The sequence below is a fragment of the Ornithinibacillus halotolerans genome, from assembly GCF_014637405.1.
Lineage (GTDB): Bacteria > Bacillota > Bacilli > Bacillales > Amphibacillaceae > Ornithinibacillus > Ornithinibacillus halotolerans.
On sequence record NZ_BMEY01000002.1, the window covers coordinates 1 to 19274 of the forward strand.

Here is a 19274-nt window from a genome sequence, read left to right on the forward strand (position 1 = left end):
TCTCGTTGTCTATTTTTATTTCTTTATTCAAAAAAAAGCTCCTCTCGGTTTCATTCCCGAAAGAAGCATATACAAAAATTGGTCATTTTTCCATTAAAGTTGCTTAACTTGATGGCTATGGGGTCTGTCCCCCTCATCATAATAATTTTGATGGGGACAGACCCTTTATAATTTACATATTAATTTGGAATAACTTTCTTGGTCTACCTTTTACATAAGGCTTTTCCTCACCAACGACTTTAATGACATTTCCATTTAATAATTTATTAACCGTTCTTTCCGCACTTCGTTTCGTAACACGATAATAATTCGCAATGTCATTAGAGGAAAACGGTTCATTGTTTCTTAATTGAACAAAGTCGATAAAGTTATAAGACAATTCATTGTTTAACTTAGCTTTGTGAATAAGTGCTTGATAAAGCTGTGAGGTATCGAAATGTTTCTTTACCCCAAGCGGTCCAATTGTTTCCCCGCGATCATTGACAATATAGCAACTACTATTTGAATTATGAGTACATGCTTCAAGAGCTAATCTAGCATGATCTTCTCCTTGTTTAGCGGTCAAACCTAATCCAAAGCCAATCTCAACAGGTGTATTTAACGCACTTTCAATTTCCTTTATAAGTGGAAAGTCTCTGTAATGATTCGTAATATGATCTAACACACCTCTCGTACCGAAAATAACGTACTGTCTTTCGTTATTTTTAAGTACAGATGCATATGTTTTATGTCCAAACTTTAATAATATTTGATTCAGCTTGAATTGTAGTTCCTTTAGGTGTGCTTCCCCTTTTTCTTCAATTATCTTCTCTATATTTTTAATGCGTACATAACCAGCAACGATTTGAGCGCTTTTACTCATGTTTAATATAGCTATCGATTTGCACTCAGCAATGGCGTGGTCAATATTTATCTTAGGAATTTCCATTAAATAAGTTGGTATTTCCCCTTCTTGAAGGCGTCTATTGACCTCTGGTAAGGAAGTGAGTACATAATCAATCTTTCCTTCATCCCAAAGTTGTTTATGGTAATCTACTATTTGGTTAATATTGATTTCTTCATCGTGCCTATAGCTATATGTATAAATACTATCTCCAGCAATATTTAATTCCGTTAGCACTTCCTTCACATACGTTTCATCAAAAATATCAATAGATAGTCGATTTAACTGTTGCCCATATCGATTTTTTAGATGATAAAAGGAAGTAAGAATCATATATTCATCAAAGGCTACCATCACATGAGGTAATCGTTTCTTTTTGATTTTATTTTTGGCATATAAAAAAGGGAGGTTTTCTAGAAATAAGTACACTTCACACATAAATGCTTTATCTACAAGTTCCACTGCTTCACTTGCTTTATAGTAGATAAATGGTATTGCTTCAAACTCATTATGATCTTTCAGGTAGTCTTGAAACCTGTTAACTAGATCATCTCTTCCAAAGACAGCAACCTTAATCTTCACAATCGACTTCCCTCCTAAATCCATTTTTATTAGGAAAAATGCTATGTTAATGAAAATTCAGACTTTTTGTTACATATTACTATATAACGACTTATTAAACGACGGTTATTATAATTTATCTTAGTCTAATGAATTTTCATAATATTGTCAAGTAGGCAATATTATGAAAATTGGTTGGAGTCTAGTGTGAAACATGCTTGTAAAGTAATTGAACTATACCCCAACCATTATAAATCTACCCTTGTGTACTATATCTAGCTTTTACTTGTTCGCGAAGTTCTCTTTTTAGGAATTTACCAACAGATGATTTTGGTATTTCTTCAAAGAAGAGAACATCATCTGGTAACCAAAACTTTGCAAACTGTGGTTTTAGGAATTCAATAATATCGTCTTTAGTTACTTTATTTTCGAACCCTTCATGGAGGACGACACATGCAATTGGGCGTTCTTGCCATTTTTCATCCGGAATGGCCACAACACTTGCCTCAAAAACAGCTTCATTCGCCATGATAGCGTTTTCAATTTCGACCGAGGAAATCCATTCGCCACCACTTTTGATTAGATCTTTAGTACGGTCGACAATCTTAATTGTTCCTTCCGCATCTACTGTAACTACATCACCTGTATGGAACCATCCATCGATAAATGCATCCTTTGTTCTTTCATCCTTGTAATATTCACTAGCAATCCAAGGACCTCGTAATAATAGTTCGCCCATATCTTTACCGTTCCATTCCACTTCGCCTTTTTCATCAACAACTTTCATCTGCAATCCAGGAACAAGTATTCCTTGTCGGGTACGTTCTTCATATTTTTCTTCCGTAGATAATCCTTGCTGATAGCTTTTTAATCGTGATATAGTTGCAAGTGGAGTAGTTTCTGTTGCTCCATATGCATGGTAGAATGGAATGTTTAGTTTTTCTTCGAAAGCTTTTATCAAACCAAGTGGTGCCGCCGACCCACCACATAAAACTGCTCGTAAACTAGAAGTGTCGTAATCTCCTTGCTGCAATTCTTTCAGTAAACCTAACCAAATTGTTGGTACTCCAGCAGTAATTGTAACTTTAAAACGTTCAATAAACTCAGCAAGTCGTTTAGGGGTAAATCGTGGACCAGGCATTACTTGTGTTGAACCGAACCACGTACATGCAAACGGTGTTCCCCATGCATTCACATGGAATTGTGGAACGACAGGCATAGAAACATCAGATTCAGAAATTGCTGCAGTGTCTTTAAGTCCTAGTGCAAAGCTATGTAACACAATGGCACGATGTGAGTAGACAACCCCTTTAGGTTTTCCAGTTGTTGCTGATGTATAGCACATCCCAGCAGGTTGATTTTCATCAATATCATTTGCAAATTCATAAGTTGGGTCACCTGTTGAAAGAAGCTCTTCATAAGAATAGAGTGGTTGGATAGTAGATTCAGGAAGTTCGGTTTTATCAGTCATGACTACGAATGCTTCAACAGTTGTTAAATGTGTGTGTATATGTTCGATAAGAGGTAAGATATCTTCGTCAATAAATAAAATCTTGTCTTCAGCATGATTAATAATATAAATAATATCTTCTGGGGAGAGGCGGATATTAATAGTATGTAAAATAGCCCCCATTCCTGGTGCGGCAAAATAGATTTCTAGATGACGGTGATGATTCCAAGCAAGAGTCCCAACGCGGTCCCCATTACGGATACCGAGTTCATCTAAAATACTCATCAGTCGCCTTGTGCGTTGACCAATTTCAGCATAGTTCAAACGATGCAGCTTATCATGTGTTTGAGAGATTACTTCCTTTTTAGGAAAGAACTTCTCAGCATGTTCCATCATACTGCCAATGGACAGTGGAACTTGCATCATACATATCAGCTCCTTTTCTAAATAGATATTTTATATTGCTTGTTATCATAATATCATATTATTTAGACAATTTGCAATAGAATTAATATTTAACGTAAAACCTTATTATTATTGCATTTTGGGATAATGTAGCGCTTTCAGTTTTAATAATAGTTTGACAATATTAGGTACTTTTCAGTAGAATACAAATTAGGAAATTATAAAAGGGGGAAATAATATGAAAAAGAAGTATATTCTTTCTATCGCTATTTTACTAGTGTTATCTTTGGCATTAGCAGCGTGTGGCGGTAGTAAACAATTAACGATGTTGACAGGTGGTACTGGTGGTACTTATTACCCACTTGGTGGACAACTTGCAACAATCATCTCTGACAACACAGACATGGAAGTAACTGCATCAGCTTCTAACGCTTCAGCAGACAATGTTGCTGACTTAGCTTCTGGTGATGCTGATATTGCATTTACACAAACAGACGTTATGGCAAATGCAGTAGAAGGTGTTAACTCTTTCAAAGATAAACCAGTTGACAACGTACTAGCTTTAGGATCTCTATATCCTGAAACAATTCAAATTGTAACTTCTGCTAATTCTGGTATTACATCTGTAGAAGACTTAGCAGGTAAAAAGGTATCTGTAGGTGCACCTGGATCTGGTACGTATGTAAATGCTGAGCAAATATTAGCATTACACGGCCTATCAATGGATGATATTGAGCCACAGAACTTAAGCTTTGATGAATCTACTGGTGGAATCCAAGATGGTAACATCGATGCAGCATTTATTACTGCTGGTACACCAACTGGTAGTGTTGAAGGACTAGGAGCTACAAATGATATTGTGATTCTTTCAATCGCTCCAGAAAAAATTGATGAGCTAATTGCTGAGTATCCTTACTATGCAAAAGATGTAATCCCTGCTGGAACATACAGTAGTATTGATGAGGAAGTTACCACAGTAGCTGTTCTTGCAATGCTTGCTGTAACAGATAGCTTATCTGATGATGAAGTTTATGAAATGACGAAAGCGATCTACGATAATGCAGGTGACATTACTCACGATAAAGGTAAATTAATCACTTTAGAATCTGCACTTGATGGTATTGGTATTGATTTACACCCAGGAGCAGAGAAATACTTTAAAGAAAAAGGTTTAATCGACTAATTAGGACAATAATAATGTAAAGTGGAAAATGGCCGGCTTATTGCCTTTAAAGGCTTTTGAGCCGGTCTATCCATTTATTAGGTTGTGATTGATTGAAAAAGATGTTTACTAAACGTATGATATTGAGTATTCTCCTACTATTTGTCCTATCAATAATAATATTTTTTCCTTTCCGAACTGCCTTAGTATTTTACAAACAAAATACATCTCAAATAGTGGCATACCTCCCAATAGAGGAAGGAAATTCATTTCAAATTATATTTACACATTCCATTCACCTAACTGATGTAGTTGAAGAATATGAAGTTTTATCAGATCATTCCATTAAGCAGAATGAGATTATTTATGAGCATTATGGAATAGGTATGCCTGCAAATGATGCAGATGGTGGAACTTTAGTATATGAAGACGGAAAGATTCATATAAAAGATATGAATAGAGTTTTTCCTTATATTAATTTGCGTAATGCAAAGGAAGTACCTAAATACCGATTGGTCTGGGGAGAAACTTTGGAGCATATCGCGTGGTTTAAGGATTACTTTGAACCAGGTGCTAGATTTACTGTAAAAATTGATAATCTATCACTATGGCAAATATTGAAAGGAGTGAAAATTCATGAGTGATAAGAATAAGCAACTACACGATGAATTAACACCAGAAGAACAAGAGGCCTTAATGCAGAAATATGATCAAGAATCCAATACGCGTAGCCTTAAAGGTACTGCGGCAATTATTGTTTTTGTCTTATTATTAGCATTCTCTATATTTCAATTGTACACAGGGTATTTTGGGGCGTTTACAGCGTATATACAACGAACAATTCACTTAGGATTTGCTCTAGTATTAATCTTCCTACTATTTCCTGCTAAAAAGGGCGGGAATAAGCGTAGAGTAGCTTGGTATGATTACTTGTTAGCTGGATTGTCCTTGATTGTTTGTTTATATTGGCCGGTCAATTACACCGAAATAGTACAACAAATTGGTTCTATCTCAACAGTGCAAATGATTGTCGGAGGAATTGCTATTCTTCTAACATTGGAAGCAACTAGACGTGCTGTTGGTCTACCGATTACGATTATCGCTGGTTTAGCTTTACTTTATTCTTTATTAGGGCCTTATATGCCAGGAATGTTAGGGCATAGAGGACTAAGTTTAAATCAATTAGTAAATACGATGTTCTTTACAACGGAGGGTATACTTGGTACGCCATTAAAAGTATCTTCTACGTATATATTCTTATTCCTACTATTTGGTGCATTCCTAGTAAAAACCGGGGTAGGAAATTACTTCAATGATTTAGCAATTTCTATTGCTGGTAGAAGAACTGGTGGACCTGCAAAGGTTGCGATCTTCTCTAGTGCATTAAATGGAACAATCTCTGGTAGTTCTGTTGCTAATACAGTAACAACTGGTGCTTATACAATTCCATTGATGAAACGTTTGGGTTATCGTAAAGAATTTGCTGGTGCGGTTGAGGCTGCTGCTTCAACTGGGGGACAAATTATGCCACCAATCATGGGTGCTGCGGCATTCCTAATGATTGAGTTTGCTGGTGTTCCTTATTGGGAAATTGCAAAGGCAGCACTGATTCCTGCTATCCTATACTTCGCGGGAATTTGGATTATGACTCACTTAGAAGCAAAGAAAACTGGATTAACTGGTCTTCCTGAAAGTGAAATCCCTCCTATTAAAGAGGTATTAAAGAAAATCCACTTGTTAATTCCAATCTTTGTCATTATCATTCTATTATTCCTTGGATACAGTATTGAAAGAACGGCATTAATAGGGATTTTATCAGCAATCATTGTAAGCTTGTTCTTAAAGGAAACTCGCATCACTCCAAGGAAATTTGTTGATGCACTAACTTCAGGTGCTCGTACTGCATTAGGTGTTGCTGCTGCAACCGCTAGTGCCGGTATGATAGTTGGAGTAGTAACCAAAACAGGTCTAGGATTAAAGCTTGGTAATGGTATTGTTGATATTGCTGGAGCTCTTGCTTCAAATATTAATGTACAATTAATGTTAACATTAGCATTTACAATGGTTGCTTCTATCATTTTAGGTATGGGTTCACCAACGACAGCAAACTATATCATTACTTCAACAATTGCTTTACCAGCAATTTTAGCTTTAAATAGTGAACTTGAATTTGCTATACCTGTACTTGCTGCACATATGTTTGTATTCTACTTTGGTATTGTTGCTGACATTACGCCACCTGTTGCCTTAGCCGCATTTGCTGCCTCGGGTATATCTGGTGGAGAACCAATACGAACAGGGTTTAATGCATCGAAGCTTGCAATCGCAGCCTTTATTATTCCGTATATGTTCGTGTTAAATCCAGAAATGCTCATGATTGATGCAACTTGGACAGGAGTATTATGGATACTATTTACGGCCTTAACCGGAATGATAGCTATTGGTGCAGGGCTGATTGGTTACTGGTACAAAGGATTAAATTGGATAGAACGTATCATTTCAGTTGTAGCTGGGTTGTTACTAATGTATCCAGAAGGGTATTCTGATTTGATTGGTTTAGTAATATTTATTGCAATGCTAGTGTATCAATACCTTGTAAGAGGGAAAGGTGACTCTAGTAAACCTCAGCCTCAGGTACAATCTTAATAAATTCAATGTATAGAAGAAGATTTCTCGTTTGAGGAATCTTCTTTTTAATATTGTGGGAATTAAAAATGGATAAATGTTACAATCAGTTCAGATAATGTTGAAGAAAGGTGTTTGAAATGAAAAAGCAGCATGACTTCACTCAGGGGAATATTTGGAAGCAGTTAATGGTGTTTTCTGGGCCAATAATGTTAGCGAACCTGTTACAAACTTCATACCAGTTAATTGACAGTTTATGGGTAGGGAACTTACTTGGTGCGGATGCACTAGGGGCAATTGCAGTATCAGGGACGATTATCTTTACAGTCCTATCATTTATAATAGGATTGAACAATGCTGCTCTAACGATACTTTCGCAACAAAAAGGTAAAGGTAATATAGAGGGATTAAAGCGATACCTTAATGCATTTGTTGTTATCCTTTCAACCATGTCGATAAGTTTAGGCTTATTTGGCTTTATATTTTCAGAACGATTACTTCAGATATTAGGTACTCCTGTAGAAATACTTGAACTTGCTACATCTTATTTACAAATTAATTTCCTTGGGATGTTATTTTTATTTGGCTACAATTTTATTAGTACGGTTTTAAGGGCACTGGGAGATAGTAAAACTCCATTACGTTTTGTATTTATAGCAGTTCTTTTAAATTTAGTGATGGATCCATTATTTATTGCTGGTTTTAATATGGGGGTAGAAGGGGCGGCATATGCAACCATTATCTCACAAGGATTTGCTTTTTCTTATGGACTGTTCCATGTATTAAGGAAAAAACTAGCACCATTCACCTTTCCTAAGCTCCCTAGTTGGCATGAGGTGAAATTAATCTTGCATTTAGGAATTCCTTCTGGACTGCAAATGTCTGTTATCTCTGCTGGCTCTGCGGCAATTATGAGTGTAGTTACTTCTTTTGGTTCTCAAGTGGTTGGGGGATTTGGAGCTGCACAGCGATTAGATAGTATTATTATGCTACCTGCCCACGCACTTGGAACAGCTGTTGGTAGTATGGCTGGACAGAATATAGGTGTTAGGAATTGGGAACGAGTTAATAAAATTGCTAAATATGGTGTTGTGTATAACTTTGCTGTTATGATTTCCATCGGAATCCTCGTAGTATTATTTGCTGAACATGCTGTAAGGTTATTCATTCAGGAAGAAAAAGCTGTTCAATTTGGGACTAGATATTTGCAAGTGATTGCATTATGTTTTCCATTTTTGGGGATAAACTTTATTCTTAATGGTGTTGTTCGAGCTGCAGGGGCAATGTACCAAGTGTTAGTACTTAATATAATTTCGTTCTGGGTATTAAGATACCCCCTAACATATCTTTTCTCGAAATTGTTAGGGGATATTGGCATAGCGGTTGGTATGGGTGTTAGCTTTATGATCAGTAGTATATTTGCTTATCTGTATTTCCGATATGGAAAGTGGCGAAAAAAAGTATTGTTTAAAGAGAAGAAGCAGTCAAAATAACAATGTAAATCAGAAACTTATACACAATTTGTGGATAGTCTGAGGATAACCGCAATATTTTGTATTTAAAAATGATAAATAATACAAAATGTTGAGGAATAGTCTGAAAAACTGTGGATATCTTATGTGGATAAACCCTTATCCACAAGCTAGTTCATACCACTGGCTTCTCAAATAAAAAAACGCTATGATTTAACTAGAAATTAGTTTAGGAGGAATGAAAATGGGAAAAGAAGTGTTTACAAGTAAAGCACCTGCTGCAATCGGACCTTACTCGCAAGCAGTAGAGTTAGGTAATATTTTATTTGTGTCCGGTCAAATTGGAATCAATCCGGAAACAGGTGAGGTAGTACCAGGAATTGAAGCACAAACAAAACAAGTAATGGAAAACTTAAAGCATATTTTAGAAGAGGCAGGAACAGACTTCTCTAAAGTTGGTAAGTTTACAATTTATTTATCCTCAATGGATGACTTTGCTACAGTAAATGAGATATACGGTAGTTATTTACAAAAGCCTTATCCTGCACGTGCTACTATTGAAGTGAGTCGTTTACCAAAGGATGTACTAGTAGAAATTGATGCATTAGTAGTAAAAGAATAAGGAGGATTTTTACTTGGAGAACTTTACATATTATAATCCGACTAAATTAATCTTTGGAAAAGGTCAACTAGAAGCACTTCCAGAACAAGTGAAACAATATGGTACAAAAGTATTGCTTGTTTATGGTGGGGGAAGTATAAAGCGAAATGGTATTTATGATGAAGTAAAGAATCAACTTTCAAAAATAGATGCACAAGTCTTTGAATTACCTGGAGTAGAGCCAAATCCGCGTATTAGTACGGTCCGTAAAGGGGTTGAAATTTGTAAGGAAGAAGGAATCGAATTTCTACTAGCTGTTGGTGGTGGAAGTACAATTGACTGTACAAAAGCGATTGCAGTTGGAGCTAAAACGGATGTAGATATGTGGGACATTGTAACGAAAAAAGAAACAGCAAATGATGCATTACCGTTTGGTACTGTATTAACTCTGTCTGCAACTGGTTCGGAGATGAATAGTGGTTCGGTAATTACGAATTGGGAAACGAATGAAAAGCATGGTTGGGGTCTTGCTCCATATACATATCCGAGGTTTTCTGTTTTAGATCCAACCCATACATTCTCTGTGCCAAAGGATCAAACGATTTATGGTATTGTGGATATGATGTCACATGTATTGGAACATTATTTTCATCAAGCGACGAATACGCCAATACAAGATCGCTTCTGTGAGTCTGTTTTAATTACAGTGATGGAAACAGCACCTAAATTACTCGAAGACCTAGAAAACTATGAGTTACGTGAGACAATAATGTTAGCAGGAACATTAGCATTAAATAATATGTTAAGCATCGGTTTCCGCGGAGATTGGGCAACACATAATTTAGAACATGCGGTAAGTGCCGTTCATGATATTCCACATGGTGGGGGATTAGCTATTCTCTTCCCTAACTGGATGAAGCATGTTTTAGATGAAGGAAATGTTTCTAGGTTCAAGCAATTAGCAGAGCGAGTATTCCAAGTTGATGGGCAAGGAAAATCTGACCGTGACATTGCTCTAGAAGGAATTGTTAAGCTTCGAGAGTTTTGGAATAGTATTGGTGCACCATCTCGACTATCCGATTATGACATCGATGAAACAACTGTTGAATTGATGGCAGAGAAAACAGTAGTAGCTAGACCGGAATATGGAAACTATAAAAAGTTAACAAAACAAGATTCGATTGAAATATTCAGAGCAAGTTTGTAAATAAACTAAATATCGACATATTATTTCCCTGGTAATAAATTTGTCGACATAAAAAGAACTAGCCTTATTGATAAATGGCTAGTTCTTCTTCAATTGCTGCTCTAATTTTATCTAAACATTCCTCGGGTGTCTTCCCGAAAATACGTCTATTATTTACTATTGCATATGGCTTTACTCGACATAATCCACAAAATGATAAACAGTCACTAGAAAGGACTGCGACTTCGGGATATTCTTTTTCAAGAATCTCCTCTAAATCTAATGTAGTGATCGCATTACCATCACAAACTTCTACAACGACAATACCCATTAGTGTATCACTTTCCTTCAAGGGAATATAAGGGAATAATAGCATTAACAGAATCTCATTTCAATAATGGTGCTTTGCATGATGAAGAAGTGGACAATCGGAGAAACGAATAATAGATTAACGATTATATAGATAGAATCAGTTAATAAGGAAAGAAAAAGCTTGACCACACATTTATCGCCTCGTACATTAATTATTTCCAAAACTTGTTAGGATAAACCAACAAAAAAGCATACCCTCAATCCACTGAAGGTATGCTTTGAATAAACTATCTAACTGGCTGCATAATACCAGCCTCGATATCTTCTACATAATGGCAAGCAGCTTGATGTCCATTATCTGTAACTACATTACGTAATTCAGGAACTTCTCTTGTGCAACGTTCTGTTGCAAAAGGACATCTTGTGTGAAAACGACATCCTTGAGGGGGATCGATTGGTGATGGTACATCTCCTGTTAAAATAATCCGTTCCCTTCTCTTTTCTGGATGGATACTAGGTATCGCGGATAGTAATGACTTCGTATAAGGATGCTGTGGATTTGTAAATAATGATTTTTTATCAGCGATTTCTACAATTTTTCCAAGATACATCACAATAATACGATCGGAAATATGTCGAACAACTCCTAAATCATGAGAGATAAATAGATAAGTAAGTTTATATTCCTTCTGTAATTTTTTTAATAGATTAATGACTTGTGCCTGTATAGATACATCTAGTGCAGAAACTGCTTCATCGCAAATGATCAACTGTGGTTCAACGGCAAGTGCGCGCGCAATTCCAATTCGCTGTCTTTGACCACCACTAAATTCATGTGGGTATCGATCCATTTGATGTGCCCCAAGTCCGACCGTTTCCAATAATTCTACAATCCGTTCGTGCTGTTTTTCTTTCGGTACAGTGTTTTGTATACTCATTGCTTCCTGAAGAATCTCACCAACTGTTTGTCGTGGGTTTAACGATGCATACGGGTCTTGGAAAATAACTTGTAAATCTTTTCTTTTCTTGCGCATCTCTTTTTTGTTTAACGATAATAAATCAATACCATCAAATTCAACTTCTCCACTAGTTGGTTCGTCCAAACGAAGAATAGCCCTACCTGTTGTAGATTTACCACATCCAGATTCACCAACGATACTTACTGTTTCTCCTTCATAGACGGTAAATGAAACACCATCTACAGCTTTCACGTGATTGATCGTTCTTCCGAAAATACCACCTTTTATTGGGAAATGTTGTTTTAAATCGGTTACTTTAAGAATTTCTTTCTGCATAGGTCTTCACCTCCGTTGATCCATTCCATTCATCCGTATATATCCAACATCTTGTTTGATGATTATTATCGTCAGTTACAAGTTCTGGTAGTGTATTACATAGTTCCGTTGCATATGGACAACGAGGTGCAAAACGGCAGCCACTTGGTAAATTAGTAGGGTTAGGTACCATTCCTTTAATGATAGGTAGGTCACCCTCTATATCTTCCTCATGGGAAGGAAGTGAATTAATTAATCCAACCGTATAAGGATGTTGTGGGTTACTAAATAGTGTTTTTACATCGGTATACTCTACTATTTTTCCACAATACATCACAGCTACATAATCGCAAGTTTCCGCCACAACTCCTAAATCGTGGGTAATTAATAGCACTGACATATCTAGTTTTTCTTGTAGTTCTTTAATAAGCTCCAAGATTTGTGCTTGGATTGTTACATCGAGCGCTGTTGTTGGTTCATCTGCGATTAATAAATCGGGATTACACGCTAGAGCAATGGCAATCATTACTCGTTGACGCATGCCCCCAGATAGTTCGTGTGGATATTGATCTATCCGTTTCTCGGGAGACGGAATTCCAACTAGTTTTAACATATCAATTGATTTCTTTCTTGCTTCTGCTTTGTTTAAACCTTCGTGTATTTTATAGGCTTCACCAATTTGCTGACCAATCGTATAGGTTGGATTTAATGATGTCATTGGTTCTTGGAATATCATTGAAATCTGATTACCGCGGATTTTCCTCATTTCCTCATTCGATTTATCTAATAGATTTTCACCTTTAAAGATAATCTCTCCGCCAACGATTTTTCCGGGTCGGTCAATTAAACGGAGGATGGAAAGGGATGTAATACTTTTACCAGAACCAGATTCACCAACAATTCCAACGGTCTTTCCTTTTGGTAAGTCGAAAGTTACTCCATCTACTGCTTTTATTTCTACATCTTCTGTAAAGAAGGAAGTCTGTAATTCTTTTATTTCTAAAATGTTATCGAAGTTTTGAGATTCATTTGCCAAAGTAAGTCACACCTTTCTAAACTGGGAAACTAGTAACTTAATTAAAATCAATTCGCTTATTTAAATATCTATAGGTGATGTCTACAATAAGGTTTACTAGAACAAATAATAGAGACGCAACTAATACAGTACCTTGAACTAAAGGAAAGTCACGTGCTTGAATAGCATCGATAACAAGTTTCCCCATTCCATTAATTGCAAAGACTGTTTCCGTTAATACCGCACCACCTAGTAGTCCACCAAATTGTAATCCGACAACTGTTACAACAGGTATAAGAGCATTTTTTAATGCGTGTCTATAGATGACTACTCGTTCTTTTGCGCCTTTTGCCCGTGCAGTACGAATATAATCTTGATCAATCACTTCTAACATGCTCGACCTTGTCATACGAGCGATTATTGCTGCTCCACCAGTTCCTAATGTAATAACAGGTAAAACTATTTGTTGGAAGCTTCCCCAACCGGATGGTTTAAACCAAGCGGTATTATCGATAAATGGAATCCAACTAGGGACGTCTAAGCCAATAGCAAACCATTGAATTAGCATGAGTCCAAGCCAAAAGTTTGGCATAGATAATCCGAAAAGTGCAATTAACATTAATGTTACATCTCGAAAAGAATATTGTTTTACTGCAGAAACAATCCCTGCAATTAATCCTAAAAACACACTTAGAACAATACTATAAAAGGCAAGTTCAACGGTGATCCAAAATCGGTGTCCAATTTCTGTTGTAACGTCACGTCCAGATCGAATCGAGTTACCTAGATCACCTTGTAACACATTACTGAGGTAGTTCCAATATTGAACTGGATACGGATCATTTAATCCAAGTCGTTCACGAATATTTTCCACTTGTTCTGCTGGTGCACTCTCACCGGCCATGATCTGTGCAGGGTCCCCGGGAATGAGGTGCATAAGACTGAAAACAATTATAGTTACTCCTAAAAATACTGGAATAGTTTGAAGAATACGTCTGATTATGAATACGAACAATCTACTGCACCCTCTCTATTTTTTTGATTTTGGATCAAAAGCATCTCTTAATCCATCCCCTAGAATGTTAAATGCAATTACTACGATGACAATGGCCATACCAGGATAAAATGCAACGTGTGGTGCTTGATATAAATAATTTCGACCATCACTTAACATTGCTCCCCATTCAGGTGTAGGTGGTTTTGCTCCAAGGCCGAGAAAGGATAATCCGCTTGCAGTTAAAATTGCCGTTGCAATTGTTAACGTCGCTTGAACGATTAGCGGAGAAATGGTATTTGGAAGAATATGCTTAAAAATAATTCGTGAATCACTAGCTCCTAATGCTTTTATCGCATCTATATACTCTAGCTTTCTTACTGCTAACGTTGAACCACGGACAATTCTTGCGAAAACTGGTACAGAGAAAACCGCTATTGCAATAATTACATTTCGTAGGCTTCCACCAAGTACACTTACGATTGCTAGTGCAAGAAGAATACCAGGGAAAGCTAACAATACGTCCATACAGCGCATTATGAATGAATCTGTACGGCCACCATAATATCCAGAAATAATTCCTAACAATGTTCCGACGATTAATCCTAAGAACACGGAAGAGAAGCCAACAAATAATGTATAAGACATCCCTTTAATTATTCGGCTAAATATGTCTCTGCCGTGATGATCAGTTCCGAACCAATGATCGGATGAAGGTGGTTCTAATTTGTTTGTTGGGGAAACGGCACCAGGGTCATAAGGTACGAAAAATGGACCAATTATCGAGATTAAAATAAATAGAAAAATAAGTATTGCACCAATAACGGCTGCTTTGTTTTTCTTGAACTTCTTATAAAAATCTTTAAATCGCTGTGACTTCTTTTTCTTAATTGGAATAGATTTTTGTTCGTTGATTGCTGGTTGTCCCATTTTCCTATGTACACCCTTTCTAGCATAGTTTAATGTATCTGATAATTTATACTATTATATCATTATAGTTAAATATGACAACTCAGAATACAAAAAATACTCTTGTAATTTATCTCGGTATCCATTATATTTATAGATAATCCAAACCAGAGACAACTTTTTGTCTCTAACTAAAAGAAATGGGGGTAATATGGAGTGAGGTTGACAAAGAAATTATTAGGTTTATTAGTTGTAACAATCATGCTGAGCATGGTGCTTGCCGCTTGTTCAGGTGACTCAACGAATGAATTAGTCATTGCAAACTCAGCTGATGCAGTATCATTAGACCCTGCAGGATCAAATGACGTACCATCAAGTAACGTTGCCGCAAATATTTATGAATCGCTTGTGGCACAGGACCAGAATATGGAATTACAACCAAGTCTTGCGGTTAGTTGGGAATTAGTTGAAGATACTGTCTGGGAATTTAAATTACGTGAAGGTGTAAAATTCCACGATGGTTCCGATTTTAATGCGGAAGTTGTAAAAGCAAACATTGAAAGAGTATTAGATCCTGATATCGGATCTCCTCGTGCATTCTTATATAGTATGGTTACCGATATCGAAGTGGTAGACGATTACACGGTTCGTTTTACGACAGAATTTCCATTCTCGCCACTACCTGCACACTTAGCTCATAATGGTGGGGCGATGGTTTCCCTAAAAGTAATTGAAGAGGATTATGCTGCAATGGAAGATGGGGAAGACCCAGGTAGTGTAATTAATGAAAAACCAATTGGTACCGGATTCTTTAAATTTGATGAATGGGTACCAGGACAGCAAATTAAACTTGTCCGTAATGATGATTATTGGGGAGATAAAGCAAAGTTAGAATCCGTAGTATTTAAAGTAGTTGACGAAGATTTAACTCGTGTAGCGGAATTAAAAACTGGAGATTCCCATATTTCTGATCCGTTAAGTCCTTCTGATGTAGCAGATATTGAGGAGACTGACGGTGTACATGTTAATAGGCAATCTAGTGTAAGTTTATCTTATGTTGGATTCAATATGGATAAAGCTCCGTTTGATGATGCTCGTGTTCGTCAGGCAATAAATATGGCTATTGATAAAGATCAAATTATTAATGGGATTTATGATGGTAATGGTGTTCCAGCTGTTGGTCCACTTGCGCCAGATGTATTCGGATATGATCCAGATGTTCCTGGGCTAGAATATGACCCAGATAAAGCTAGAGAGTTACTTGCAGAGGCTGGTTATGAAGATGGCTTCTCAACAACACTTTGGACAAATGATAACCGTGAACGTATGGATATGGCGACAAACATTCAAGCTCAGCTAAAAGAGTTTGGAATTGATGTTGAAATTGAAGTAATGGAGTGGGGTGCTTACTTAGAGCAAACGGCTAAAGGTGAACATGATATGTTTATCTTAGGATGGTCAACAGTAACTGGTGATGCTGACTATGGTTTATATGCTTTATTCCATTCTAATAATGTTGGGGACCCAGGAAACCGTACATTTACAAAGGATCCTGATCTAGATGCACTATTAGATGAAGCTCGTCAAACTCCAGATCCAGATGACCGTGCAGCACTTTATCGTGAAATTCAAGAATTACTTGCTGAAATTGCACCAATGCTTTACATTCACCACCAAGAGTTCTTACTTGGGGTTAGTGATCGAGTAGAAGGACTTACACAAGACCCAACAGGAGTTCTACAATTACAAAATGTAACTCTAAAAGAAGAATAATATTATAATAGAAGAAAAGAGGAATTCCACACCAGGAATTCCTCTTTTTAATATTATTTTTAATGATTAGTTTGCAATTTGTTTTAGAAAATGCACTATATTTCCGGAGCGGCTTAGATGCATCCATAATATTGAAAACAGAATTAATCAAGATAACGAATGACTACCCTTCTCCGCATATTCATACCGATACCATACAAATAACAAAAATGCCCCACTTGCAATTAATAAACTACTAGTAAATATAAACACAGTTGAAATGCCATAAAACCCAGCAATTAATCCACCTAATGCAGGTCCGATAATATTCCCTAAAAATCGTAAACTTGTATTATAGCCAAGTACTTCACCTTGCATAGACAGTGGTGCTTCCTGACGAATATAAGCAATTCTTAATGGGATAATTCCCCCAATCGATATACCTAATAAGAAACGAACGATGACAAGTTGCCATATGGAAGAAACAAATGCTCCAGGTATATAAACAACACCAGCCATGAATAATAATAAAATTAAGTATTTGATATACCCATGCTGGTCACCAAGTTTCCCCCATTTTCTTGTCATCAGTAGATTACCGACACCGGCAGCAGAAAATGCAACCCCAGAGAAGAATGCAATGTTAAGAGGACCGTGAATTTCTTCTACATATAAAGAAAGAATCGGTTGAACACTAAAATGAGCAATCTGCACTAATGCAGATATAATCATCACAACGAGTAATATAGGATGTTTTACAATATGCAAGAGCACTTCTTTTCGAGAATAAGATTTATTCTCTTTGCCGTTCCCACTTTGTAGTTTTCTTTCCTTAACACCTAGGAATACAATCAACGCGGATAAGAATATAGTAATAGCCGTCCATTTGAATGTTGAAGAAAAGCCAAACGTATCGGCTAGTGCACCACCAAGAAGCGGCCCCATTAACGAACCAGTAATACTTCCTGTTTGCAATGTGCCTAGAACCCTTCCGGCTATGTGTTTAGGGGTTTCTGTGGCGATAAGTGCTTGGGACATTGGAATGAATCCTGTAAAGATTCCCATAAACAGACGAAGGAAAAATAACTGCCAAACGTTTGTAGCGAACCCCATTAGAAATACAGAGATCCCCATTCCTGTAGCGAAGAAAATTAGCAGTTTCTTTCTTCCGTATTTATCCCCAATTCTTCCCCATATGGGTGAAAATAAAAAAGCCGCGATGAAAGTAACTAGAAATACCCATCCAGACCAGTTTTGAACGTAGACATCAGAGTAATCGCCAAAGGAATCAATATATAAGGAGAGAAAAGGGATTACCATCGTCATACTGCCTGCAGTAAAGAAATTAGCAAGCCACATAATATACAGATTTCGTTTTACAGAGTTGTTTTCAGTACTAATGGATCTTTGCCTTCTTTCATAAAATACTTCGTTACCCTAAATATACCGAATACCGAAATAAATTTAAAGTAAATTGCTTGGCATCTATATGGTGTTATTTTTCAAAAATTGGGTATAATCATAGTGATAGATTAATATTTTCTTAGACAAGTAGTAATAGAAAAAAGGAAGAGGAGCTTAAAACGATGAAAAAATTATTGAAATTATCAGCTCTGTTTACATTAATGATTAGTTTATTTGGTTTGCAAGTTCAACCTGTAAGTGCAGATGAGGTTATAAATGAAAAACTTGGTGTTCCAATTATCGTTTATGGTGGGAATTTAACGGAAGAACAAAAAGCTCAAACTAAAGAACTTCTAGAATTGAGTGATTCAACCGTTGCGGATGAACATACTGTAACAGGTGAAGACCTAGCAAAATATATTGGTGGAAATCCTCAGTCTCGAATGTTTTCATCGGCAAAGATAACGATGGAAGAAGAAGGAACAGGACTAAATGTTTCTATTGTAACACCTGATAATATTACAGAAGTAACGAGTGAAATGTATGCAAATGCCTTATTAACAGCCGGAGTAGAAAATGCGACAGTAGTTGTTGCTTCACCTGTAAAGGTGACAGGACATTCTGCGTTAACAGGAATTTATAAAGCTTATGATGCTGAGGGTGTTGTGTTAGATAAGGAACGTATGGAACTTGCTAACGAAGAGCTTAATGTAGCGACTGATCTTGTAAATGATGCTGGATTAGATAAAGATCAGGTAAGTGAATTAATCACACAAATTAAACAAGCCATTGCCGAACAAAAACCTGCATCAATAGAAGATATTGAACGAATCGTTCAGGAGCAACTAGATAAATTAAATATTTCATTAAGTGATAAAGATAGACAGTTATTAATTGATCTTTTTGATAAGATGAGAAGTTTAAATATAGATTTTGACCAAGTGAAGAATCAATTAAACGATATTGCGACAAAAGTACAAGATAAAATAGAAGAAATATTAGCTGATGAAGGTTTCTGGAATAATGTTGGTAATTTCTTTAAACAATTATTTGATGCAATCGCTGGATTTTTCAAAAGTATATTTGGCTAAACATGAATAGTAAAAAAGACAGTCTTCCAATAATATGGATGACTGTCTTTTTGTGTAGATAATTCAATTTTATTCAAAAAATTAGAAAAAATAATTTATTTAGCGACACGAAATATTATGAAAATTTAAACATGGTAAAAATGGACGAATCACGTTCTAGATCTTTAGAATTAGAATA

At 36.3% G+C, this 19274-nt stretch carries 16 protein-coding genes; 8 read left to right on the plus strand and 8 right to left on the minus strand.

What is annotated here, in order from left to right; all coding sequences use genetic code 11:
- Positions 1 to 172: 172 nt before the first annotated feature.
- Positions 173 to 1465: a hypothetical protein gene (locus tag IEV35_RS01935; protein ID WP_188383012.1), complete on the minus strand. Its 1293-nt coding sequence runs from the start codon at positions 1463 to 1465 to the stop codon at positions 173 to 175.
- Between the two features lie 235 nt (positions 1466 to 1700).
- On the minus strand, positions 1701 to 3320 hold the full coding sequence (locus IEV35_RS01940; protein ID WP_188383013.1) for a long-chain fatty acid--CoA ligase: 1620 nt from the start codon (positions 3318 to 3320) through the stop codon (positions 1701 to 1703).
- Positions 3321 to 3537: 217 nt separating this feature from the next.
- Between IEV35_RS01940 and IEV35_RS01945 the strand changes: the two genes are divergently transcribed.
- From IEV35_RS01945 to IEV35_RS01970, 6 genes are all read left to right on the plus strand, one after another.
- On the plus strand, positions 3538 to 4482 hold the full coding sequence (locus IEV35_RS01945) for a TAXI family TRAP transporter solute-binding subunit (RefSeq protein ID WP_188383014.1): 945 nt from the start codon (positions 3538 to 3540) through the stop codon (positions 4480 to 4482).
- Positions 4483 to 4697: 215 nt separating this feature from the next.
- Complete coding sequence (locus IEV35_RS01950; protein WP_229740609.1) at positions 4698 to 5105, plus strand: DUF1850 domain-containing protein; 408 nt, start codon at positions 4698 to 4700, stop codon at positions 5103 to 5105.
- Positions 5098 to 7107, plus strand: a complete 2010-nt coding sequence (locus IEV35_RS01955; RefSeq protein ID WP_188383015.1) for a TRAP transporter permease — start codon at positions 5098 to 5100, stop codon at positions 7105 to 7107. Before IEV35_RS01950 ends, IEV35_RS01955 begins: the two co-directional genes overlap by 8 nt.
- 119 nt (positions 7108 to 7226) lie before the next feature.
- Positions 7227 to 8579 (plus strand): MATE family efflux transporter, encoded by a 1353-nt coding sequence (locus IEV35_RS01960; RefSeq protein ID WP_188383016.1) that lies wholly within the window; start codon positions 7227 to 7229, stop codon positions 8577 to 8579.
- A 223-nt stretch (positions 8580 to 8802) separates the two neighbouring features.
- Entirely contained in the window at positions 8803 to 9180 is a 378-nt protein-coding gene (locus IEV35_RS01965; RefSeq protein ID WP_188383017.1) for a RidA family protein, read from the plus strand.
- A 13-nt stretch (positions 9181 to 9193) separates the two neighbouring features.
- Complete coding sequence (locus IEV35_RS01970; protein ID WP_188383018.1) at positions 9194 to 10366, plus strand: iron-containing alcohol dehydrogenase; 1173 nt, start codon at positions 9194 to 9196, stop codon at positions 10364 to 10366.
- Between the two features lie 64 nt (positions 10367 to 10430).
- Here the strand turns inward: IEV35_RS01970 and IEV35_RS01975 are convergent, their stop codons facing one another.
- The 5 genes from IEV35_RS01975 to nikC all read right to left on the minus strand — a co-directional run bounded on the left by IEV35_RS01975 (position 10431) and on the right by nikC (position 14870).
- Positions 10431 to 10676 (minus strand): YuzB family protein, encoded by a 246-nt coding sequence (locus IEV35_RS01975; RefSeq protein WP_188383248.1) that lies wholly within the window; start codon positions 10674 to 10676, stop codon positions 10431 to 10433.
- A 268-nt stretch (positions 10677 to 10944) separates the two neighbouring features.
- Positions 10945 to 11952, minus strand: a complete 1008-nt coding sequence (locus IEV35_RS01980; protein ID WP_188383019.1) for an ABC transporter ATP-binding protein — start codon at positions 11950 to 11952, stop codon at positions 10945 to 10947.
- Positions 11933 to 12967 (minus strand): ABC transporter ATP-binding protein, encoded by a 1035-nt coding sequence (locus IEV35_RS01985; protein ID WP_188383020.1) that lies wholly within the window; start codon positions 12965 to 12967, stop codon positions 11933 to 11935. The genes IEV35_RS01980 and IEV35_RS01985 overlap by 20 nt, the downstream gene beginning before the upstream one ends.
- A 37-nt stretch (positions 12968 to 13004) precedes the next feature.
- Positions 13005 to 13961 (minus strand): ABC transporter permease, encoded by a 957-nt coding sequence (locus IEV35_RS01990; protein ID WP_188383021.1) that lies wholly within the window; start codon positions 13959 to 13961, stop codon positions 13005 to 13007.
- A 15-nt stretch (positions 13962 to 13976) separates the two neighbouring features.
- The gene (gene nikC, locus IEV35_RS01995; protein WP_188383022.1) at positions 13977 to 14870 is read right to left on the minus strand and encodes a nickel transporter permease; all 894 of its coding nucleotides are present in this window, start codon (positions 14868 to 14870) and stop codon (positions 13977 to 13979) included.
- A gap of 195 nt (positions 14871 to 15065) precedes the next feature.
- On the opposite strand from nikC, the gene IEV35_RS02000 reads away from it, so the two are divergent.
- Positions 15066 to 16622, plus strand: coding sequence for a glutathione ABC transporter substrate-binding protein (locus tag IEV35_RS02000; protein WP_188383023.1), 1557 nt, complete (start codon positions 15066 to 15068; stop codon positions 16620 to 16622).
- Positions 16623 to 16769: 147 nt separating this feature from the next.
- Here IEV35_RS02000 and IEV35_RS02005 read toward each other — a convergent pair whose 3' ends face one another.
- On the minus strand, positions 16770 to 17960 hold the full coding sequence (locus IEV35_RS02005; RefSeq protein WP_229740610.1) for an MFS transporter: 1191 nt from the start codon (positions 17958 to 17960) through the stop codon (positions 16770 to 16772).
- 227 nt (positions 17961 to 18187) lie between these two features.
- Here IEV35_RS02005 and IEV35_RS02010 point away from each other — a divergent pair, with 227 nt between their 5' ends.
- Entirely contained in the window at positions 18188 to 19096 is a 909-nt protein-coding gene (locus tag IEV35_RS02010) for a DUF1002 domain-containing protein (RefSeq protein WP_188383024.1), read from the plus strand.
- Positions 19097 to 19274: the final 178 nt, after the last annotated feature.

What these genes read in the sequence shown, in the direction of transcription:
- nikC (WP_188383022.1), bottom strand. Translation starts at nt 14,870, where the DNA reads ATGGGACAACCAGCAATCAACGAACAAAAATCTATTCCAATTAAGAAA.
- IEV35_RS01965 (WP_188383017.1), top strand. Translation starts at nt 8,803, where the DNA reads ATGGGAAAAGAAGTGTTTACAAGTAAAGCACCTGCTGCAATCGGACCT.
- IEV35_RS01975 (WP_188383248.1), bottom strand. Translation starts at nt 10,676, where the DNA reads ATGGGTATTGTCGTTGTAGAAGTTTGTGATGGTAATGCGATCACTACA.
- IEV35_RS01980 (WP_188383019.1), bottom strand. Translation starts at nt 11,952, where the DNA reads ATGCAGAAAGAAATTCTTAAAGTAACCGATTTAAAACAACATTTCCCA.
- IEV35_RS01945 (WP_188383014.1), top strand. Translation starts at nt 3,538, where the DNA reads ATGAAAAAGAAGTATATTCTTTCTATCGCTATTTTACTAGTGTTATCT.
- IEV35_RS01940 (WP_188383013.1), bottom strand. Translation starts at nt 3,320, where the DNA reads ATGATGCAAGTTCCACTGTCCATTGGCAGTATGATGGAACATGCTGAG.
- IEV35_RS01955 (WP_188383015.1), top strand. Translation starts at nt 5,098, where the DNA reads ATGAGTGATAAGAATAAGCAACTACACGATGAATTAACACCAGAAGAA.
- IEV35_RS02010 (WP_188383024.1), top strand. Translation starts at nt 18,188, where the DNA reads ATGAAAAAATTATTGAAATTATCAGCTCTGTTTACATTAATGATTAGT.
- IEV35_RS02005 (WP_229740610.1), bottom strand. Translation starts at nt 17,960, where the DNA reads ATGTGGCTTGCTAATTTCTTTACTGCAGGCAGTATGACGATGGTAATC.
- IEV35_RS01960 (WP_188383016.1), top strand. Translation starts at nt 7,227, where the DNA reads ATGAAAAAGCAGCATGACTTCACTCAGGGGAATATTTGGAAGCAGTTA.